Source organism: Halomonas alkalicola (genome assembly GCF_030704205.1).
Classification (GTDB): Bacteria; Pseudomonadota; Gammaproteobacteria; order Pseudomonadales; family Halomonadaceae; genus Halomonas; species Halomonas alkalicola.
On the sequence record NZ_CP131913.1, the window covers coordinates 1,145,420 to 1,165,102 of the forward strand.

General features: G+C 72.0%; 15 protein-coding genes, 3 pseudogenes and 1 riboswitch. Of the genes and pseudogenes, 10 read left to right on the plus strand and 8 right to left on the minus strand.

Translation table 11 applies throughout. The annotated features are described in order from the left end of the window. Nucleotides 1–19: 19 nt before the first annotated feature. Together B6N23_RS05510 and B6N23_RS05515 are read right to left on the minus strand one after the other, a co-directional pair. Complete coding sequence (locus tag B6N23_RS05510; protein ID WP_305502638.1) at nucleotides 20–1,426, minus strand: mannose-1-phosphate guanylyltransferase/mannose-6-phosphate isomerase; 1,407 nt, start codon at nucleotides 1,424–1,426, stop codon at nucleotides 20–22. Next, nucleotides 1,423–2,991 carry an alkaline phosphatase family protein gene (locus B6N23_RS05515; protein ID WP_305502640.1) on the minus strand — a complete coding sequence of 523 codons (1,569 nt, stop codon included), beginning with the start codon at nucleotides 2,989–2,991 and terminating at the stop codon, nucleotides 1,423–1,425. The genes B6N23_RS05510 and B6N23_RS05515 overlap by 4 nt, the downstream gene beginning before the upstream one ends. Nucleotides 2,992–3,273: 282 nt before the next feature. On the opposite strand from B6N23_RS05515, the pseudogene B6N23_RS05520 reads away from it, so the two are divergent. From B6N23_RS05520 to B6N23_RS05540, 5 genes and pseudogenes are all read left to right on the plus strand, one after another. Continuing rightward, a pseudogene (locus B6N23_RS05520) lies at nucleotides 3,274–4,137 on the plus strand (glucan biosynthesis protein); the annotation flags it as partial. Between the two features lie 52 nt (nucleotides 4,138–4,189). Beyond that, on the plus strand, nucleotides 4,190–4,804 hold the full coding sequence (locus tag B6N23_RS05525; protein ID WP_305502642.1) for a glucan biosynthesis protein: 615 nt from the start codon (nucleotides 4,190–4,192) through the stop codon (nucleotides 4,802–4,804). Continuing rightward, nucleotides 4,776–6,704, plus strand: coding sequence for a glucans biosynthesis glucosyltransferase MdoH (gene mdoH / locus B6N23_RS05530; RefSeq protein WP_305502644.1), 1,929 nt, complete (start codon nucleotides 4,776–4,778; stop codon nucleotides 6,702–6,704). Before B6N23_RS05525 ends, mdoH begins: the two co-directional genes overlap by 29 nt. Beyond that, entirely contained in the window at nucleotides 6,701–7,513 is an 813-nt protein-coding gene (locus B6N23_RS05535; RefSeq protein WP_305502647.1) for an FkbM family methyltransferase, read from the plus strand. The genes mdoH and B6N23_RS05535 overlap by 4 nt, the downstream gene beginning before the upstream one ends. Beyond that, nucleotides 7,510–8,343, plus strand: a complete 834-nt coding sequence (locus B6N23_RS05540; protein WP_305502650.1) for a creatininase family protein — start codon at nucleotides 7,510–7,512, stop codon at nucleotides 8,341–8,343. The genes B6N23_RS05535 and B6N23_RS05540 overlap by 4 nt, the downstream gene beginning before the upstream one ends. Nucleotides 8,344–8,361: 18 nt before the next feature. Here the strand turns inward: B6N23_RS05540 and B6N23_RS05545 are convergent, their stop codons facing one another. Continuing rightward, on the minus strand, nucleotides 8,362–9,492 hold the full coding sequence (locus B6N23_RS05545; RefSeq protein WP_305502652.1) for a GTP cyclohydrolase II: 1,131 nt from the start codon (nucleotides 9,490–9,492) through the stop codon (nucleotides 8,362–8,364). Nucleotides 9,493–9,577: 85 nt separating this feature from the next. Here B6N23_RS05545 and B6N23_RS05550 point away from each other — a divergent pair, with 85 nt between their 5' ends. After that, the gene (locus tag B6N23_RS05550) at nucleotides 9,578–10,417 is read left to right on the plus strand and encodes a RibD family protein (RefSeq protein WP_305503705.1); all 840 of its coding nucleotides are present in this window, start codon (nucleotides 9,578–9,580) and stop codon (nucleotides 10,415–10,417) included. An 84-nt stretch (nucleotides 10,418–10,501) separates the two neighbouring features. On the opposite strand, the pseudogene B6N23_RS05555 reads toward B6N23_RS05550, so the two are convergent. The 5 genes and pseudogenes from B6N23_RS05555 to B6N23_RS05575 all read right to left on the minus strand — a co-directional run. Next, a pseudogene (locus B6N23_RS05555) lies at nucleotides 10,502–11,401 on the minus strand (lysylphosphatidylglycerol synthase transmembrane domain-containing protein); the annotation flags it as partial. 2 nt (nucleotides 11,402–11,403) lie between these two features. Then, the gene (locus B6N23_RS05560; RefSeq protein WP_305503711.1) at nucleotides 11,404–12,399 is read right to left on the minus strand and encodes a class I SAM-dependent methyltransferase; all 996 of its coding nucleotides are present in this window, start codon (nucleotides 12,397–12,399) and stop codon (nucleotides 11,404–11,406) included. Next, nucleotides 12,326–13,447 carry a glycosyltransferase family 4 protein gene (locus B6N23_RS05565; RefSeq protein ID WP_305502654.1) on the minus strand — a complete coding sequence of 374 codons (1,122 nt, stop codon included), beginning with the start codon at nucleotides 13,445–13,447 and terminating at the stop codon, nucleotides 12,326–12,328. Before B6N23_RS05565 ends, B6N23_RS05560 begins: the two co-directional genes overlap by 74 nt. A 32-nt stretch (nucleotides 13,448–13,479) precedes the next feature. Next, nucleotides 13,480–13,878: a 6-pyruvoyl trahydropterin synthase family protein gene (locus B6N23_RS05570; RefSeq protein WP_169957740.1), complete on the minus strand. Its 399-nt coding sequence runs from the start codon at nucleotides 13,876–13,878 to the stop codon at nucleotides 13,480–13,482. A 1-nt stretch (nucleotide 13,879) separates the two neighbouring features. Next, nucleotides 13,880–14,908, minus strand: coding sequence for a zinc-dependent alcohol dehydrogenase (locus B6N23_RS05575; protein WP_305502657.1), 1,029 nt, complete (start codon nucleotides 14,906–14,908; stop codon nucleotides 13,880–13,882). 229 nt (nucleotides 14,909–15,137) lie between these two features. Between B6N23_RS05575 and B6N23_RS05580 the strand changes: the two genes are divergently transcribed. The 4 genes and pseudogenes from B6N23_RS05580 (at nucleotide 15,138) to B6N23_RS05595 (ending at nucleotide 19,667) form a co-directional block, all read left to right on the plus strand. Further along, nucleotides 15,138–15,884, plus strand: a complete 747-nt coding sequence (locus tag B6N23_RS05580) for a CDP-alcohol phosphatidyltransferase family protein (protein WP_305502659.1) — start codon at nucleotides 15,138–15,140, stop codon at nucleotides 15,882–15,884. A 42-nt stretch (nucleotides 15,885–15,926) separates the two neighbouring features. Further along, a riboswitch (TPP riboswitch) is annotated at nucleotides 15,927–16,062 on the plus strand. Nucleotides 16,063–16,148: 86 nt separating this feature from the next. Further along, nucleotides 16,149–16,817, plus strand: coding sequence for a thiaminase II (gene tenA, locus B6N23_RS05585; RefSeq protein WP_169957737.1), 669 nt, complete (start codon nucleotides 16,149–16,151; stop codon nucleotides 16,815–16,817). Between the two features lie 76 nt (nucleotides 16,818–16,893). After that, complete coding sequence (thiC, locus tag B6N23_RS05590; RefSeq protein WP_305502663.1) at nucleotides 16,894–18,798, plus strand: phosphomethylpyrimidine synthase ThiC; 1,905 nt, start codon at nucleotides 16,894–16,896, stop codon at nucleotides 18,796–18,798. Between the two features lie 115 nt (nucleotides 18,799–18,913). Then, nucleotides 18,914–19,667, plus strand: a pseudogene (locus B6N23_RS05595) (IS5 family transposase). Nucleotides 19,668–19,683: the final 16 nt, after the last annotated feature.

The following is a 19,683-nucleotide window of genomic DNA, read 5'->3' on the forward strand; positions in this document are numbered from 1 at the left end:
TGCTCCCTCCCCCCGCTCGTCACTCCCGCCCGTAGCGGTCGTCCAGGCGCACGATGTCGTCCTCGCCCAGGTAGCTGCCGGACTGCACCTCGATCAGCTCCAGGGGAATCAGCCCGGGGTTCTCCAGGCAGTGCACCCGGCCCACGGGGATGAAGGTCGACTCGTTCTCCCCCACCAGGAAGGTCTCGTCGTCCAGGGTCACCCGGGCGGTGCCGCTGACCACGATCCAGTGCTCGGCGCGATGGTGGTGGAGCTGCCTCGACAGCCGGGCGCCGGGCTTCACCGTGATGTGCTTGACCCGGTGGCGCTCGCCGGCGTCCAGCGTCTCGTAGTGCCCCCAGGGGCGGAAGACCGTGGCGCTTTGGCGGGTCTCCGGGCGGCCCGCGGCCTCGAGGCGATCGACCAGGCCGCGCAGGGCCTGGCTGCTGGCGCGATCGGCCACCAGCACGGCGTCACGGGTCTCGACGACCACCAGGTCCGACACCCCCAGGGTCGCCACCAGCCGCGACTCGGCGTGAACCAGAAGCCCCCGGCTCGCCTCGCAGACGACGTCGCCATGCAGGGCGTTGCCGTCACCATCGCGGGGCAGCACCTCCCAGAGCGCCTGCCAGGAGCCGATGTCGCTCCAGCCCGCCTCCAGCGGCACCATGGCCGCCCGGTCGGTGCGCTCCATCACCGCCACGTCGATGGAGTCCGCCGGGCAGGCCAGGAAGGCCGCCTCGGCGGGACGCAGGAAGTCCAGGTCGGTGGTGGCGCCCGCCAGGGCCTCGCGGCACGCCGCGAGGATCATCGGGGCGTGGGTGGCCAGGGCCGCCAGGGCGTCCGCCGGGCGCATCACGAAGATGCCACTGTTCCAGTAGTGGTCGCCGGCGGCCAGGAACTGCTCGGCCCGCGCCGCGTCGGGCTTCTCCACGAAGCGCGCCACCGCGAAGCCTTTCCCGCCCAGGGGGCCACCCGCCTGCAGGTAGCCGAAGCCGGTCTCGGCGCGGGTCGGCACCACCCCGAAGGTGGTCAGGTAGCCCGCCTCGGCCAGGTCGACGGCGCGGGCCACCGCCCCGTGGAAGGCGGTCTCGTCACCCAGGTGGTGGTCCGAGGGCAGCACCAGAAGCGGCCCCTCGCGCCCCTCGCCATGGGCCAGCAGGGCCGCCAGGGCGATGGCCGGGGCGGTGCCGCGCCCCTCGGGTTCGAGCAGCAGGGTCGCCCCCTCCACGCCGGCCCGGCGCAGCTGCTCGGCGGCCAGGAAGCGATGCGCCTCGTGGCAGATGACGATGGGCGGCGCCAGCGCGAGCCCCTCCAGGCGAGCGATGGTGCGGGCCAGCAGGCTGCCCTCCTCCTCGAGGGCGAGGAACTGCTTGGGGCGCGCCCGACGCGACAGCGGCCAGAGCCGCACGCCGTTGCCGCCGGCCAGGATCACGGGAGTCATCATTCGCCAAAGTCCTCATGCAGCCAGCCGCGCAGGGCCTCCAGGCCGTGCTCGGCAGGGCCCGGCGCCGGCATCATGCCGGGCTCGAAGCCCCGCGCCAGGAAGGGGGCAAGCAGGGAAGCGTCTGCGCTGATCACATGCACCGGCACCCCGAAGCCCGCCTCGTCACCGATGATCAGGGGGGCGGCCTGGTGGTCGCCCAGCAGGATCAGCAGGGCCTCGTCGCCGAGCGCGTCCGCCGCCCAGCGGGCGCTGACCTCCAGGGCGTAGTCCACCGAGTGCGCATAGTGCTCGCGCACCCGCTCGAGATCCTGCCACAGCTCGTCCGGCGGGATGCCGGCGTCCTCCCACTGATAGAAGATGCTGCCGTCCCCCACCGCGTCCCAGTCGTCGAGCACCGGCAGGATCGGCGTCCAGGGCGCGTGGCTCGAGATCAGGGCGACCTGGGCAAACAGCGGCGCCTCGGCCGGGGCGCGGATGCGCTGCTCGAAGTGGTGCAGGGTGAACTGGTCGGGCATGGTCACCCAGTTGAGGGGCGGCCCGGCGTAGTCGATGTCGGCGGCGGCGTGGATCTCGTCGAAGCCGTAGGCCTCGCCCTCCGGCCAGGCCAGGGTGATGGCGGGCATCACCGTCAGGGTGCGATGCCCACTGGCCCGGAAGTCGTCCACCAGGGTCGGCCGCTCGCTTGCCAGCATCAGCCGGTACCAGAGCGAGTTGTCGATCCTCAGGCCGCTCAGGGTGCTGGCATGGGCGAGCCAGGACTGTCCGCCGCGGATCGGCGCGTCCAGCAGCCCCGTGGCCATCACAAGCCCTGCCTCTGCCAGGCGCGCCTCCATGGCCGCCAGCCGCGGGAGGGTCACCTCGCTGAAGCGTGGATCGAACACCGAAGACTCGCCATAGGACTCCACGAAGACCAGCAGCACATCACGCCCGGCAAGCCCCGGCAGCGCGGTGGCCCGGGTGGGCGACGCCGCCATGCGCGCGGCGAAGTCGCGATGGGCGCGGCGCGTCTCCACCAGCTGCTGGCCCTGGAAGCGCAGGGTATCCATGGCCGGCGCCCGGGCCACGGGCAGCCAGCGCTGATGATGCCACTGGGCCGCCATCAGGGTAGTACTGGCCAGAAGCAGCAGGAGCGCGATCAGCGACACCGCCCCGCCCGTCGCCTGCCGCTGTCCGGCACGCAGTGCTCGATTCAGCGCCCAGCCAACCAGGCCGACAAGCAGCAGGGCCGCCAGGGTGGTGGCCCAGGCCATCCCGGTGCCCAGGTTGCCCTCCAGCAGGTGAAACACCGAACGCAGCAGCGGCAGGTCCAGATAGAGGTTCAGCGAACGGCCGAGGGCCAGGTGGGTGGCCGCATCGCCGAGGCCGGCGAGCACCGCCACCATCACGACGACGGTCAAGAGCGGGCGCAGCCAGCCCAGTCGACCGGCCGGCAGCACCACCAGCAGGGCCGCCAGCAGCAGCGCCTCCAGGGCGACCCAGCGGGTGGCGATCTCCCCGAAGCGCAGCCACAGGGGCAGCAGCAGCAGCAGGTTGAGCAGGACGGCAAGGCCCAGCAGTCGGAGCATCGCGTGGGAATCCTCGAGTCGGGATGGCCGGGGTGGGGCGGCGGGAAGGAGACATGCACCACCCTGACAGGGTAGCCCACGGGAAAACAGTGTACATATGACCTACCATGTACAAGGATCGTCTCACAAGGATCCGCCCGCCACACGTGCAGGATCCCCCCTCCGCGACGACACTGTTGTGCAGGAGCGGGTCTGCGAGCGGGTCTGCGAGAACGAGCCAGGAAGCCCGGGAGAGACGCGATGCCCCTGAGACGACACCCTCGCCTGACGGCGTGCCTGGCCATGGCGCTGCTGCTGGCCCTGCCGGCCGCCGCCGAGACCGCCCCCGGGGAGGTCGATGCCCTCTTCGAGCGCGTCACCGACAGGGCCGAGGCGCTGGCCGGCCGCCCCCACGACCCCGGCACCGGCGAGCTGCCCGAGGCGCTGCGCGACCTGGACTACGACACCTACCGACAGATCCGCTTCCGCCCGGAGGCCGCCCTGTGGGGAGACGAGGGCCTCTTCTCGGTGCAGCTCTTCCATACCGGCTTCCTGTTCGAATCGCCGGTCCGGCTGCATGCGGTGGAGGGCGGCGAGGTGACCGCGCTGGACTTCGACCCCGCCCGCTTCCGCTACGACGACGCCGCCGCCGCCCTGCCGGAGCGGGACCTCTCCGGCGCCGGCCACGCCGGCTTCCGGCTGCACTTCCCCCTCAACCGGGCCGACTACCAGGACGAGTTCGCGGTATTCCTCGGCGCCTCCTACTTCCGCCTGGTAGGCCGCGGCCAGGGCTACGGCCTCTCCGCCAGGGGCCTGGCCATCGATACCGCCCTGCCCCGGGGCGAGGAGTTTCCGGCCTTCCGCGAGTTCTGGCTGGTGCGCCCGGCTCCGGAGGCCAGCCGCATGACGGTGCTGGCCCTGCTCGACAGCCCCTCGCTTGCCGGCGCCTACCGCTTCGATATCGCACCGGGGCGCAATATCCAGGTGGAGGTGACCGCCCGGCTCTTCGCCCGCCGCGATGTGGAGCGGCTTGGCGTGGCGCCGCTGACCAGCATGTTCGCCCACGGCGATACCACCCCCCGGACCGTGGACGACCACCGCCCGGCGGTGCACGACTCCGACGGCCTGCTGGTACACACCGGGAGCGGCGAATGGATCTGGCGTCCGCTCACCAACCCGCGCTCGCTGCGCGTCTCCTCGCTGCTCGACCGCGACCCCGGTGGCTTCGGCCTGGCCCGGCCTGGCCCAGCGGGAGCGAAACTTCGACCGCTACCTGGACCTCGAGGCCCGCTACGATCGCCGCCCCAGCCAGTGGGTGGAACCGCTCGTCCCCTGGGGGGCGGGGCGCGTGCAGCTCATCGAGATCCCCGCGCCGGACGAGACCCACGACAACATCGTCGCCTTCTGGGTCAGCAACACGCCCCTGCGCGCCGGCGAGCGCCGCGAGCTGCGCTACCGCACCCACACCTTCGGCGCCGAGCCCGCCGCGGCGGCACCGGCCCGGGTCATCCGCACCCGCCAGGGCTGGGGCGGCGTGCCCGGCGATCCCAGCCCGCCGCCGCGCAGCCGACGCCACTTCATGGTGGACTTCGCCGGCGGCGAGCTCGAGAACCTCTCCCCCGACCAGCCGGTGGAGGCCGAGCTCACGGCGAGCCGCGGCGAGATCCACCACCTGCAGACACGCCCGCTGCCGGACGGCCGCGGCTGGCGCGCCTCCTTCCGCCTCGACCCCGACGGCCAGCAGTCCAGCGACCTGCGCCTGCGGCTCCGCCTGCGCGACGAGGTGATCAGCGAGACCTGGAACCATGTCTGGCACCCCGACGAGCGGCGCTAGCCTAGCCGCCCGCCGCGGCCGCCACGCCGGTGCCCGGCTCCCGGGGCTGGCACTGCGCCGGGCACTGCTGGGCGGCCTGGCGCTGCTCACCACCCTCGTCGGCACGGGGCTCATGTGGCACATCCTCTCGCCCGGCGGCATCACGCCGCTGCGCGGGGGCATCCTCGCGCTCTTCACCCTCACCTTCGCCTGGGTCGCCGTGGGCTTCTGGAGCTCCGTGGCCGGTTTTTTTCTTCTGCTGCTGCTCGCCGACCGCGACCCCCTGACCCTGGCCCGCCGGCCCCGGGTCGCCGACGAGCGTCAGCTGCCGATCACCCGGCGCACCGTGCTGGCCATGCCGATCCACAACGAGTCGCCCGAGCAGGTGGACGCTGCCCTCTCGGCCACCGCCGAATCGCTCATCGCCACCGGCGAGGCGCACCACTTCACGCTCTTCGTGCTCAGCGACACCACCGACCCGGCCATCGCCGTGGCGGAGGCCCGCGCCATGGCCGCCCTTCAGCGGCGCCTCGAAGGGCGCCTGGCCGTGCACTATCGGCGCCGCGCCGACAACGCCGGGCGCAAGGCGGGCAACCTCGCCGAGTTCTGCCGCCGCTGGGGGGCGGCCTTCGACTTCATGGTAGTGCTGGATGCCGACAGCCGCATGGACGGCGAGACGCTGCTGGGGCTGGTGCGGGCCATGCAGGCCCGCCCCGGGGTAGCGCTGATCCAGACGGTACCGCTGCCGGTGCGCCAGCACACCCTGTTCGGCCGCCTGGCCCAGTTCGCCGCCAGCCTCTATGCCCCCATGCTGGCCGCCGGCCAGAGCGCCTGGCAGGGCGACGCCGCCAACTACTGGGGGCACAACGCCATCCTGCGCCTGCGCGCCTTCATGGACCACGCCGGCCTGCCGCCCCTGCCCGGCCGCCCGCCGCTGGGCGGCGAGATCTTGAGCCACGACTTCGTGGAGGCCGCCCTGCTGCGTCGCGCCGGCTGGGAGGTGCAGCTCGAGACCCGGCTGACGGGCAGCTTCGAGGAGATGCCCGGCAACCTGCTCGACTATGCCCGCCGCGACCGGCGCTGGACCCAGGGCAACCTGCAGCACCTGCGCCTGCTGGCGGCGCCGGGCCTGCACGGCCTGAGCCGGCTGCACTTCCTGCTCGGCGCCACCGCCTTCGTCTCCTCGCTGCTGTGGCTCGCCATCCTGCTCGCCGGCAGCCTGGATGCGGTGCTGATCGCCCGCAGCGAGCCCGCCTACTTCGGCCATGGCGAGCAGCTCTTCCCCTTCTGGCCCCGGGCGCGCCCCGAGCTGATCGCCGCCCTGCTGGCGATGACCGCCACCCTGCTGCTGCTGCCCAAGCTGCTGGGGCTGCTGCTGGCCCTGGGGCGACGCGCCGCCGGCTACGGCGGGCGAACACGCTTTTGCCTCAGCGCCCTGCTGGAGGGGCTCGCCGCCATTCTGCTTGCCCCGATCATGATGGCCTTCCACAGCGCCTTCGTGGTCGGCGTGCTGACCGGCACCAGCGTCGAGTGGGGCGCCCAGGTCCGCGAGGGACGTCGCGTGCCCTGGCGGGAGGCGCTGCGCCACACCGCGCCCTTCGCCCTGCTCGGGGGGCTGTGGATCGCCCTTGTCCACTGGCAGGTGCCGATGCTGGTCGCCTGGCTGGCCCCGGTCTGGGTGGGGCTGGCCCTGTCTCCGCTGCTGGTGCGCTTGAGCGGCAGCCGCCGGGCGGCCGCCTGGCTGGCGAGACGGGGGCTGCTGCGCACCCCGGAGCCCCAGGCCCATGCCGAGCTGCTGGAAGAGCGCCGCGACCTCGCCGCCAACGACGCGGCCGAGGCCGACACGCCGGCCCTACGGCCACCGCCTCCCGAATGTCCCGGAGAGATGCCCACCCAACTCCTGCATAGGGAACCTCGATGACGGCTCTACTCTCGCCGGCCCGCCTGCGCCAGGGCGCCGGCATTGCCCGCTCGCTGCTGATCTACTGGCGCCCGGGGCGACAGCGCGCGCTGCGTCGCCTCTACGCCGACTTCATCGGTCCCGGCGACCTGGCCTTCGACGTGGGCGCCCACCTCGGCGACCGCACCGCGGCCTTCCAGGCGCTGGGCGCACGGGTGGTGGCCCTGGAGCCCCAGCCCGGGCTCTTCCGCTGGCTGGCGCGGCTGGTGGGCGGTCGGGCCGGGGTCATCCTGCTGCCCCAGGCCGCCGGGGCCGAACCCGGTGAGGCAGAGCTCGCGGTGAGCGAAGCCAACCCCACGGTCTCCACCCTGGCTCATGAGTGGCGTACCACCATCGGGGCGCGCAACCCCGGCTTCCAGAACGTGCGCTGGGAGAGCCGCCGGCGGGTCGCGGTGACCACCCTGGACGCGCTGATCGCCGAGCACGGCACCCCGCGCTTCTGCAAGATCGACGTGGAGGGCTTCGAGGCCGAGGTGCTGGCGGGGCTCTCCCAGCCCATCGAGGGGGTCTCGGTGGAGTTCGTGGCCGGCGCCCTGGAGGTGGCCGAGCGCTGCGTGACACGCCTGGCCGCGCTGGGCGACTATCGCTTCAACGCCATCGAGGGAGAGCGCCGTCAGTTCCGCTGGCCCGAGTGGCGAACGGCGGACGCCACCCTCGGGTGGCTCGCGCAGGGCGCCGACGGCCTCCCTTCAGGCGACCTCTACGCGCGGCTGGACACCCCGAACGCCACCACGCCCCCGGATACCTCGACCGCGGAGACGACCCCATGAGCTCCTCCCCCGCCCAGGCCCCAAAGGACTTTCCGCGCTGGCAGGACCTGACGCCCCCCGAACTCGCCGAGCTGCCTGAGGCGAGCGTGGTGGTGATGGTGCTCGGTGCCATCGAGCAGCACGGCGCCCACCTGCCACTCTCCACCGACCTCGACATCGGCGAGGGGCTGCTGGCCGCCGCCCTCGCGCGGCTGCCGGCGGGCTTCCCGCTAGTGCAGCTGCCGACCCTGGCGGTGGGCGCCAGCGACGAGCACCTGAGCTTTGGCGGCACCCTGAGCCTCTCGCCGGAGCTCGCCATCGCCACCCTGGAGGCCCACGGCGATGCCGTGGCCCGGGCCGGGTTCCAGCGACTGGTATGGCTCAACAGCCACGGCGGCAACAAGGCGGTGATGGACCTGGCCGCCCTGCGGCTGCGCCGCCGCCACGGCCTGCTGGTGGTCAAGGTTCACTACATGCGCATGCCGCTGCCGGATGACCTCCCGGACGCGACGCTGCCCGCCGAGGAACTACGCCACGGGCTGCACGGCGGTGCGCTGGAAACCGCCCTGATGCGCCACCTGGCGCCGCACAAGGTGCGCCTGGCGCACCTGGACCACCCGATCTCCCGGGGCCAGGCCATGGCGGAGGAGGGCCAGCTGCTGGGCCCGGAGGGGGAAGCGGCCTTCGCCTGGCTGGCCGAGGACCTGCATCCGGAGGGCGTCGTCGGCAACGCCCACCTCGGCAGCGCCGAACTGGGCGCGCGTCTGACCGACCACTACGCCTCGCGCATCGCCCGGATCCTCGAGGAGACCCGCACGATGCGCCTCGAGCGATCCCACGGCGGGCCCTGACGGCGCCGGTTCGTCGCCTCAGCGTCGCGCCCGGAACACCTCGTCGAGCAGGTGGCCGGCACGGTCGGCCTTGGCGCTCAGGTAGCGGTGGTTGTGGTCGTTGAGGCTGCCGTAGAGCGCCTGGCGCTCCACCACCTCGATTCCGCCCTGGGCCAGAGCCGCCATCTTCAGGGGGTTGTTGGTCATCAGCTGCACGCGGCGGATGCCCAGGGCGTCGAGCATGTCCACCGCCACGCCGTAGCGCCGCTCGTCCTCGCCGAAGCCGAGCACCTGGTCGGCATCCAGGGTGTCGAGCCCACTGTCCTGGAGGGTGTAGGCGCGCAGCTTGTTGGCCAGGCCGATCCCGCGCCCCTCCTGGGCCAGGTAGAGGAGCACGCCGCCGCCCAGGGCCTCGATCTCGGCCACGGCGTTGCGCAGCTGCTCGCCGCAGTCGCAGCGCAGGCTGCCGAACAGGTCGCCGGTAAGGCAGGCGGAGTGCAGGCGCAGCGGCACGGCCGCCTCCGGCGCCTCGAGGGGCGGGTCGCCGATCACCACCGCCACGTGCTCGCGCAGCCCGTCGGGCTCGCGAAACAGGATGAAGCGGCACTCGTCGGCATCGGCCAGGGGGATCCTGGCCTCGCTGACCCGGCGCAGCAGCCCGCCGGCCCCGTCCAGGCAGCGCGCCGCCTGCTCGGCCTTCACCGTCAGCAGGGTGCCGTCGGCCACCGCCGCTTTCACCGCCTCGCTCTGGGATTCGGCGACCCGCGCCACCAGGGCCGAGGGGATCAGCAGCGCCCGGCGCATCAGCGCCAGGGCCGCCAGATCGGCCGGCTCCGCTGCCTCCAGGGCCGAACGGCACTCGTCCAGCCCCGCCTCGCCGAGGCTCGCCGCCGGCGTGGCCCCGTAGGCCAGGCACTCGAGGCGCCGACGCACCCGCCCGGCCGGCAGCGGCAGCCGCGCCGCCGTGCCGCCCTTCCCCGCGCCGAGGGTCGCCAGACGATGCCGGCTGAGCACCAGCGCCGGGGAAGTGCCGGCAAGCTCGCCCAGCCGCGCGACGGCCGCCTCGGCGGCCCCCTCGAGGGCCTGGACCAGCACCCTGGACTCACCGGCCACCAGCAGCACCGGCAGCCCCCGTCGTAGATCAAAGATGGCCCGTTCAACCTGATGCATCGCTCTCTCCTGGTGGTTTCGATGCGCTTGGCGTCGCGCCCAAGATCTGCGCATGGTGGTGGTCAGCTCCCCGGCAGGAGGCCCCATGGGCGCCACCGATTCGACGCTCTCCCTGGAGGAGGCCTGGCAGGCCCTCGTGCATGCCGCTCACCCCGACCGCGAGCCGCCCGCACAGGCATCCGACCTGCGCCTCTCGGCGGCCGGCTGGCAGGCCGCGCGCCCCGTCGCGCCAGAGGCCCGCGAACTGCTCGAGTGCCTGGCCCCGCTGGCCGCCCGGCCCGGCCGGCTGGCCATCGCCCAGCTCGGGCAGAGCCTGGACGGGCGCATCGCCACCGAGAGCGGCCACTCCCACTACGTCAACGGCCCGCAGAGCCTGGTGCACCTGCACCGGCTGCGCGCCCTGGTGGACGCCGTGGTGGTCGGCGCCGGCACCGCCAGCGAGGACGATCCCCTGCTCACGGTGCGCCATGTGACCGGGCCCCACCCGGTGCGGGTGATCCTCGACCCCCGCGGCCGGGTAACGCCGGACCGCCGCCTGCTGCGCGACCCCGTGGCGCCGACCCTGCACCTGCACGGCGAGGGGGCGCCTCCGCAAGGCCCGTCGGGGGCGCATGTGGAGCGCCTGGCGCTGCCGCTGGTCGAGGGCGGCTTCGCCCCGCGGGCGGTGCTCGACATCCTGGCCGAGCGCGGCCTCGCCCGGGTGCTGATCGAGGGCGGAGGCATCACGGTGTCGCGCTTCCTCGAGGCCGGCGTGCTCCATCGCCTGCACCTGCTGGTGGCCCCGCTGCTGATCGGCTCCGGCCGACCGGGGCTGGTCATGACGCCCATCGCCACCCTCCACGAGGCGCGCCGCCCCACGTCGCGGACCTTCCGCTGCGGTGACGACACCCTCTTCGATCTCGCGCTCGGCGCCCCGGCCCCCTGAGCCCTCGGGCTCGCCACCGGCGTTCCCCGGCACGACGTGAAGCGCCCGATGCAGCAACACCAGGCCGCCGGGCAGACTCGCCAGCAGCACGATGATTCCGTAGGCCATGGAGATCGCCACCCCCTGGGCCGGCGGCAGCCCCGCAAGCCCCCACACCAGGGCGGCGGCTCCCTCGCGCACCCCCCAGCCGGCGAGCGTGATCGGGATCAGCATCGCCAGCAGCACCGGCGGCACCAGCGCCAGCAGGGTGGCAAGCGGCAGCTGGACGCCGATCGCCCGGGCGGCGCAGACGAACACCAGGGCGTAGCTCACCACCACCAGCAGCGACCCGGCGAGCTGCCTGGGCCACACCGAGGCGGCCAGCAGGCTGCGCCTGAGATCACCACCGAGGCCCACCAGGGCCGCCGGCGGGCGCCTGGCCAGTTGCCAGACCACCAGAACCATCAGCAGCAGGGCGGCGCCCCCGGCCGGCAGCCAGACCGATGCGACCGCGCTCCGGAAGGCGCGGCTCAGCAGCTCATGCCAGAGCGGCGAGGCGGCCAGCACGGCCAGGGTCAGCAGCGCCATGGCGAGCTGACCGGAGGCACGTTCGATGATCACCGCCCGCCAGGCGCCGCCGAGCTGCCCGCTGTCGCGGGAGTGGCGCCAGGCCCGGGCGGCATCGCCGGCCACCCCGCCCGGCAGCACCTGATTGAGGAAGAGCGCCAGGTAGTACTCCCGCAGAGCGCGGCGGAACCCCAGCGAGAGCCCCAGCAGGCGAGCGGTGAGCCGCCAGCGCCAGGCGCTCAGCAAGAGGGGCGGCAGGGTCAGCGCCAGGGCCAACAGGGCCCAGCCCGGCGAGAGCCGCTGCACCTCGGCGAGGATCGCCCCCGGCTGAAGCCACCCGACGAGACCGACCAGCAGTACCACCCCCACCAGCGGGCGCAGCAGGCCCTGGCGTGCGGGGCGGCGCGCTCGCCGGGCTGCTCGTTGGGAAAGGGCCATGCTCAGGCGCCCCTGGCCGACAGCGGCGGCAGCGCCAGCAGGTCGCGATGCCCCACGACCAGCCCCAGCTCCCCGGCGGCGAGGCCGGCCAGCCGCCGCTCGCACCAGCGCGCGAGACGCGCCTGCTCTTCCGGGGCCTGGGCCAGGGCGGCGTCATGGCATCCCCGTACCAGCGGCTCGGCCAGGGACCACTGCGCCTCCTCCCCAGCGGCCAGGTGCCAGGGGGTGGCCGCGCTCTCCACCCGGTAGCCGGCCGCGGTCATGGCCGCCGCCAGCACGCCGGGGGCGTCGCCGCCCAGCGCCGGGCCAAGCCCCTTGTCGCGGCGCTGGTGGGCCTGGAAGAGCGCCCGGACCGCGATGTCCTCCTCATCCTCGACTCGCTCTCCAGCGGTATCCAGGAAGGCCCAGTCGCCATCCACGCTCAGCGTGAAGAGCAGCGCCTGGCCGCGCCCGGCCGCGGCCGCCACCAGCGCCTCGGCCCAGGGGCGCGATACCAGGTCGAAGAGCGCCGAGGCCACCACCAGGTCGCCGCCCTCGAGCAGGCCATCATCCACCGGCGCCAGGTCGCGGCAGCTGGCCTCGACGGTCAGCCGGCCACCGGTGGGGTCGCGCAGGGTGGCGCCATGACGTCGGGCCAGCGCCAGCAGCGCCGGGTCGTGGTCCACCAGGCGCCAGCGCTGGGGCCCCGGCAGCCGCGGCGCGAGGAAGCGCAGGTTGCTGCCGCTGCCGCATCCCAGATCGAGGATGCCATGCGCGCCGTCGTGTGCTCCGGGCCGGCCGGCGAGCCAGTCGGCGGCCAGGCCCGTCAGGCAGTGGCTGCGCGAGCGGGCGTCGAGCGCCTCGCGGCGGGAGAGCCAGTCGGCGCTGAAGCGCTCGCCTGGGCGGGTGGCCTCGGCGTCGACCGGACCGGGGGGGCGGGTAGCGTCATGGCGGGCTCTCCTCGGGCGCCTGGCCGGCGTCGGTTGGGTCGGGGGTGGGTGCGGGAGTGGGAGCCGCAGCGTCCTCCAGGGCCGCCAGAAAGCGGTCGCCGGCCTGCTGCCAGTCGCCCAGGTGGCCGCGGGCCTCCCGGGCGCCGCGGCGCAGCCGGCAACGCAGCGCGGCGTCATCGAGCCAGGCGGCCAGGGCCGCACCCAGGGCGTCGGCATCAACCGGAGGCACGGCCAGGCCGGCCCCCGGCGGCAGGGTGTCGACCAGGGCGCCGCCGGTGGTGGTGAGCACCGGCAGGCCGCGGGAGAGCGCCTCGGTGACCACCATGCCGTAGCCCTCGTAGCGCGAGGGCAGCACGAAGAGCTCCGCCCGGTGGTAGGCGGCGGCCAGCTCGGCGGTGCTGCGCTCCCCGGCCCAGTCGATGCGCCCCTCGAAGCCGTAACGGCGAGTGGCATCGTAAAGCCGGGCGGCATGAGCGGAATCGCGCTCGGCGCTGCCGATGGCCGTCAGGGTCCAGTCGCGTTCCCCGAGGCCGGCCAGCGCCTTGAGCAGGACATCGTGGCCCTTGCGCGGGACCAGGGTCGCCACGCAGAGCAGGCGCCGGGGGCCGGGGGATTCGAGATCCAGGGCGCTGGCCGCCAGCGGCACCGGCTCGACGCCAGGCTCGACCACGCGGAGCCGCTCGGGCGCCACGCCAAAACGCCCAAGGCCCCGGGCGGTGAAGCGGCTGGTAACGATCACCCGACGCGCCAGGGCCAGGGCGCGGGTCTCGCTGTCGAGCAGCGAGCGGCGGGTCGCCTCGTCCAGGCCGGTCTCGTCGGCCAGGGGGTGGTGGACCAGGGCGATGATCGCCAGGCGATCCGCATGGCGGGCGATCACCTCGGGGAGCCCGCCCATGGCGAGGCCGTCGATGACCACCCGGGCACCGTCGGGCAGTGCCGCGAGCGCCCGGGTCATGCTGCGCCGGGCCAGGTCGTCCGGCACGGGAAAGCGCCCCTCGAGCCCCACCACCTCGACACGGCAGCCCCGGGCCCTGAGCGCTTCGGCGATGCGGGCGTCATAGAGATAGCCGCCGGTGAGCTGGCCGGGATCGCCGGCCACGATCATCGTGACGGGCATCGTCACGGGCCGGGCCAGAGTGGCGCTCGCCATCACAGGGGGCCCTCGAAGCTGGCCCAGGCGATATGGGATTCGTGGAGGGTCACGGTCATCGCCTCGAGCCCGCCGGCGCCCTCCCCCAGCCGCCCCAGCTGGATCGCCGTGGCCAGGCGCTCGAAGATCACCCGGGCCATGAACTCGGTGGTGGTGTTGCGGCCCTGGAACTCCGTCAGTTCATCGAGGTTCTGGAAATTGAACTCGGCGAGCACCGCCTTGAGCGCCTCGCTGGCCAGGCCGATGTCCACCACCAGGTCATGGTCGTCGAGCTCGCGGCGCTGGAAGGTGACGTCCACCACGTAGGTGGCGCCGTGGGTCCGCTGGGCGGGCCCGAAGACCTCGCCGCGAAAGCTGTGGGCGATCATCACGTGGTCGCGAACGGTGAGTCGGTACATGTCAGGGCTCCAGTCGGTCGGATTCGGATCCGTCGGCGTCGAATCGGTCGGGCGAGGCATAGCGCAGCCGGTGGCAGAGCACCTCGCCGGCCCCGGCGGCAAGGCGAGGCATCAGGGCGGGCAGCTCGGAGAAATCGCTCTCGCCGCTGATCAGGGCGTCGAGGCGAGAATCGCGCAGCAGCTCGAGCGCCAGCGCCAGGCGCCGGGCGTGGCCCCAGCGCGGCATGCGCTCGGCGGGCAGGCGGCCCACCTGGCTGCCGATCAGCTTGAGCCGCCGGGAATGGAAGGCCTCCCCCAGCGGCAGGCTCGCCTCGCGATCGCCGTACCAGCTCATCTCCACCACCCGCGCCTCATCGCCGGCCAGCGCCAGCGCCTGGCGCAGCCCCTCGGGGTTGCCGCTGGCGTGGATCACCAGGTCGTTGTCCCCCGGCGCCTCGCCGGCCAGGCAGAAATCGACGCCCAGGGCGCGGGCGAGCTCGGCCCGCCCCGGCGAGACGTCCACCAGCCGTACCCGGGTGCCGGGAATTGCCGCGCAGAGCCAGGCCACCAGGGCGCCCACCACGCCGGCACCGATCACCGCGATGCGGTCGCCCAGGCGCGGCTCGGCGTCCCAGCAGCCGTTGAGCGCGGTCTCCATGTTGGCGGCGAGCACCGCCCGGGCGGCGGGCAGGCCCGCCGGCAGCGGCGTGACGGAGGCGGCCGGCACCACGTAGCGGTCCTGGTGGGGATGCAGGCAGAACACCTCCCGGCCCAGCAGCGCCGCGGGGCCTGCCTCGACCCCCCCGACGCTGACATAGCCGTACTTCACCGGCCAGGGGAAGTCGCCGACCTGGAAGGGGGCGCGCATGCGCTGCCGCTCGCTCTCGGGCACCCGCCCCTGAAAGACCAGCGCCTCGGTGCCGCGGCTGATGCCGCCGAACAGCGCCCTCACCCGGACCTCCCCCTCGCCGGCGGCGGGCAGCGGCTCCGCGCGCAGTTCACCGTGACCCGGGGCCAGGGTCCAGAAGGCGGTGGCGGTGTCGACGGACATGGCGGCTCCAGCGGTGAGGCGGGCGAATACTTCTACAATAATGGTACAGTAACATGCAAATGAACAATTTTATCGCTGCCGGCGGCCCAGGGCGGTGCCGACTGCTAGTGTGGTGGTCATGAGCCCATCGCGTTCAGCATAGCGGCTATGCCTCGCCACCATGGCCGTCGACAACGGCCATCGACAACGGCCATCGACAGCGGCGATCAACAACCATCAGGGAGCCCGGATGCCCTCTCCTCTCTCATCCCACCCGCCTGCGCAAGGGACCGCCGAGGCGACGCGGCCTTGGCGCCTGGCCATGGAGCTGGCGCTGGGCGGTCTCACCCTGCTCGGGCTTCTGGCCACGCTGGGGCTGGTGGGGTCATGGGTAGCGCCGCTGGCCATCGCCACCTACCTGGGGATGGCGGCCCTGCTGTGGCGCGCCCTGCGCCGCCGCCCCATGCGCCAGGGCGGGCTGGGCGCGGCCAACCGGGTCACCCTGGCGCGAGGCGTGCTGGTGGCCCTGCTGGCCGGCACCCTGGCCGACCCGGCCCTGCTGGCCAGCCACACAGAGTGGCTCTTCGGCGTCGCCCTGGTCGCCCTGGCCCTGGACGGCGTGGATGGCTGGGTCGCCCGGCGCAGTGGCAGCGCCAGCGCCGTGGGGGCCCGCTTCGACATGGAGCTCGACGCCTTCTTCATCCTGGTGCTCTGCCTGGCGCTGCTGCTGCTGGAGCGCGTCGGCCCCTGGGTGCTGGCCATTGGCGCCATGCGCTACGCCTTCGTGGCGGCGAGCTGGCGCTGGCCCTGGCTCGCCGGCGAGCTGCCGGACAGCCAGCGACGCAAGGCGGTCTGCGTGTGGCAGGTGGCGGCGCTGATGCTCGCCCTGCTGCCGGCCACGCCCGGCCTGATCGCCACCTGGCTGGCCGCCACCGCCCTGGCGGGGCTCACCCTCTCCTTCGCCGTGGACGTGCGCTGGCTCTACCACCATCGATAAGCCTCGGGGCTGGCAAATGTCCCCGGGCCTGCTAGAGTGGGCCTTCGCTTGACGGGGTGCCGGTGGAACCGGCTGAGATCGCTATACGACAGTGCGCCACACCGGCGCGGTCGTCACGGCGGGGCCCGTTGAACCTGATCCGGTTAGTACCGGCGTAGGAATCAAGCGGCGGCCTCCCCCGGCTACCCCCGTGTAGCGCGCCCCCCAGGCCCCACTCCCTCCCTCGCCCGCACTCCGGATCGTCACCCGACAATCGGAGGCAAGATGGGCTACCGCTTCAGCGACCTCACCGCCGCCTGCCAGGACGACTGGCGCGCCTATATCGAACACGACTTCGTGCGCGGTCTCGCCGAGGGCACCCTCGAGGAGGGCGCCTTTCGCCACTACCTGAAGCAGGACTACCTGTTTCTGATCCACTTTGCCCGGGCCTACGCCCTGGCCGCCTACAAGAGCCGCACCCTGGACGACCTGCGTCAGGCCCATGAGGGGCTCAAGGCCATCGTCGACCTGGAGCTGGGGCTGCACGTGGGCTACTGCCGCGAGTGGGGCATCTCCGAAGCGTCCCTGGCCGAGCTGCCCGAGGCCCGCGCCACCATGGCCTATACCCGCTACGTGCTGGATACCGGCAACCGCGGCGACCTGCTCGACCTGCACGTGGCCCTGGCCCCCTGCCTGGTGGGCTACGGCGAGATCGCCGACTGGATCAACGCCCGCGCCGAAACGGTCCGCGGCGATGCCAACCCCTATGACGCCTGGATCGCCATGTACGAGAGCGAGGAGTTCCAGGCCGCCCGCCGCGCCGAGGAGGCCTGGCTCGACGCCCGCCTGACCGACGTCACCCCGGCGCGCTTCGCCGAGCTCACCCAGGTGTTCCGCGACGCCACCCGGCTCGAGATCGATTTCTGGCAGATGGGGCTGGACCGCGCCCTCTAGCGCCGCCGCCCCACCACACCCCTGACACCCAAGGCCACTCCCCCCGACAACAACAGCCACGACAAGGATTCACGCCATGAGCAAGACCGCCCACTTCCTCGCCGAAACCGCCAAGGTCGACGAGGCCGCCATCCAGCCCCTGCCCGGCTCGCGCAAGATCTATGTGGAGGGGTCACGCCCCGATATCCGCGTGCCCTTCCGCGAGATCTCGCTCTCGCCGACGAAAACCTCCGGCGCCGACGAGGAGAATCCGCCGCTGCTGGTCTACGACACTTCCGGCCCGTATACCGATCCGAATGCCGAGATCGACCTGCGCCGCGGCCTGCCCGAGCTGCGCCGCGCCTGGATCGAGGCACGCGGCGATACGGAACAGCTCGACGGCCCCACCAGCGAGTACGGCAAGCGCCGCGCCAACGACCCGACGCTCGCCCAGCTGCGCTTCGACCTGACCCGCACGCCGCGGCGCGCGAAGGAAGGGAAGAACGTTACCCAGCTGCACTACGCCCGCCAGGGCATCATTACCCCGGAGATGGAGTTTATCGCCATCCGGGAAAACCAGAGGCGGCAGGCGCTCTCTGCGAAGTACTCAGGCACCGAAGAGGTGGAGCGCATCCTGGGCCACCAGCACCCGGGCCAGGGCTTCGGCGCCCGGCTGCCCGAGGAGATCACCCCGGAGTTCGTGCGCGCAGAAGTCGCTGCCGGCCGGGCGATCATTCCCTGCAACATCAACCATCCGGAATCGGAGCCGATGATCATCGGCCGCAACTTCCTGGTGAAGATCAACGGCAACCTCGGCAACTCTGCGGTGACCTCCTCCATCGAGGAGGAGGTCGACAAGATGACCTGGGGCATCCGCTGGGGCGCGGACACCATCATGGACCTCTCCACCGGGCAGAACATCCATGAGACCCGCGAGTGGATCATCCGCAACTCGCCGGTGCCCATCGGCACCGTGCCGATCTATCAGGCGCTGGAGAAGGTCAACGGCATCGCCGAGAACCTCACCTGGGAGGTATTCCGCGACACCCTGATCGAGCAGGCCGAGCAAGGGGTGGACTACTTCACCATCCACGCCGGCGTGCTGCTGCGCTACGTGCCGCTCACCGCCAAGCGGGTCACCGGCATCGTCTCCCGGGGCGGCTCGATCATGGCCAAGTGGTGCCTCTACCATCACCGTGAGAGCTTCCTCTACGAGCACTTCGAGGAGATCTGCGAGATCTGCAAGCGTTACGACGTGGCCTTCTCCCTGGGCGACGGCCTGCGCCCCGGCTCGGTGGCCGACGCCAACGACGAGGCGCAGATGGCCGAGCTCAAGACCCTGGGCGAGCTGACCAGGATCGCCTGGAAGCACGACGTCCAGGTGATGATCGAAGGCCCCGGCCACGTGCCCATGCATCTCGTGAAGGAGAACATGGACAAGCAGCTCGAGTACTGCGACGAGGCGCCCTTCTACACCCTGGGCCCGCTGGTCACCGACATCGCCCCGGGCTACGACCACATCACCTCCGGTATCGGCGCGGCCATGATCGGCTGGTTCGGCTGCGCCATGCTCTGCTACGTCACGCCCAAGGAGCACCTCGGCCTGCCCAACAAGGACGACGTCAAGACCGGCATCATCACCTACAAGATCGCCGCCCATGCGGCGGACCTCGCCAAGGGTCACCCGGCCGCCCAGCGCCGCGACAACGCGCTCTCCAAGGCGCGCTTCGAGTTCCGCTGGGAGGACCAGTTCAACCTCGGCCTCGACCCGGACACCGCCCGGGAGTACCACGACGAGACCCTGCCCAAGGACTCCGCCAAGGTGGCCCACTTCTGCTCCATGTGCGGCCCCAAGTTCTGCTCCATGAAGATCACCCAGGAAGTGCGCGACTACCCCGCCGAGCACGGCCTCACCGGCGACGCCGATGCGGTGATGAAAGGCATGGAGGAGCAGGCGGAGAAGTTCCGCCAGAAGGGCAGTGAGCTCTACCAGGAGGTGTGAAGGTGGTGTAAGCCAGGCGCATGCAGCGCACTCAACGCTGAGTTTGGCTAGGGTGCGTTAACAATTGCCGATGGAGATCGGGCTGATTTAGAATATCAGCATTTTTCGGTGATCTATGCCTCGGCTAATGCTACGTGATGACCAATGGGAGCGCATCGAGCACATGCTCCCCGGCAAAGCTTCAGATCGCGGGGTGACGGCCAAGGACAATCGCTTGTTCGTGGAAGCCGTCCTGTGGATCGCCCGGACAGGCGCTCCCTGGCGTGATCTGCCCGACGCCTTCGGTCGCTGGCACACTGTCTACATGCGCTATAACCGGTGGTCTAAGAAGGGGGTCTGGCAGCAGGTTATCGACACATTAGCCGATGATCCCGACATGGAGCAGCTGATGATATAGATGGCAGTATCGTCAAAGTTCATCAGCATGGGGCGGCAAAAAAACGGCTCAGAGCACCGAAGCCATGGGGAAATCGCGTGGGGGATTGAGCACCAAGATCCACGCGGCGGTCGATGCCCTCGGCAACCCGGTACGGCTAATCCTCACACCGGGCCAAGCGTCTGAGTACGGAGCCGCCCCAGCGTTACTGGCGGGCTTTTCTCCAGCGGCGGTGCTTGGCGACAAGGGGTATGATTCCACCGCTTTGAGGGACATCATTCGAGCGGTGGGCGCCGAGCCGGTGATTCCGCCGAGAAAGAATCGCTTGGAATGCCCCGAGATAGATTGGCACTGTTACAAGGATCGCAACCTGGTAGAAAGGTTCTTCCAGAAAATCAAGCAGTTCAGGCGGCTGGCAACACGCTATGAGCGACTGGCGAGAAACTACCAGTCGCTACTCAACCTTGTATCCGCCGTCATATGGCTGGCCTAATTGTTAACGCTCCCTA

Coding starts and splice junctions, on each gene's coding strand:
- B6N23_RS05510 (WP_305502638.1), bottom strand. CDS start 1,426: ATGATGACTCCCGTGATCCTGGCCGGCGGCAACGGCGTGCGGCTCTGG.
- B6N23_RS05515 (WP_305502640.1), bottom strand. CDS start 2,991: ATGCTCCGACTGCTGGGCCTTGCCGTCCTGCTCAACCTGCTGCTGCTG.
- mdoH (WP_305502644.1), top strand. CDS start 4,776: ATGTCTGGCACCCCGACGAGCGGCGCTAGCCTAGCCGCCCGCCGCGGC.
- B6N23_RS05535 (WP_305502647.1), top strand. CDS start 6,701: ATGACGGCTCTACTCTCGCCGGCCCGCCTGCGCCAGGGCGCCGGCATT.
- B6N23_RS05540 (WP_305502650.1), top strand. CDS start 7,510: ATGAGCTCCTCCCCCGCCCAGGCCCCAAAGGACTTTCCGCGCTGGCAG.
- B6N23_RS05545 (WP_305502652.1), bottom strand. CDS start 9,492: ATGCATCAGGTTGAACGGGCCATCTTTGATCTACGACGGGGGCTGCCG.
- B6N23_RS05550 (WP_305503705.1), top strand. CDS start 9,578: ATGGGCGCCACCGATTCGACGCTCTCCCTGGAGGAGGCCTGGCAGGCC.
- B6N23_RS05565 (WP_305502654.1), bottom strand. CDS start 13,447: ATGCCCGTCACGATGATCGTGGCCGGCGATCCCGGCCAGCTCACCGGC.
- B6N23_RS05570 (WP_169957740.1), bottom strand. CDS start 13,878: ATGTACCGACTCACCGTTCGCGACCACGTGATGATCGCCCACAGCTTT.
- B6N23_RS05575 (WP_305502657.1), bottom strand. CDS start 14,908: ATGTCCGTCGACACCGCCACCGCCTTCTGGACCCTGGCCCCGGGTCAC.
- B6N23_RS05580 (WP_305502659.1), top strand. CDS start 15,138: ATGCCCTCTCCTCTCTCATCCCACCCGCCTGCGCAAGGGACCGCCGAG.
- tenA (WP_169957737.1), top strand. CDS start 16,149: ATGGGCTACCGCTTCAGCGACCTCACCGCCGCCTGCCAGGACGACTGG.
- thiC (WP_305502663.1), top strand. CDS start 16,894: ATGAGCAAGACCGCCCACTTCCTCGCCGAAACCGCCAAGGTCGACGAG.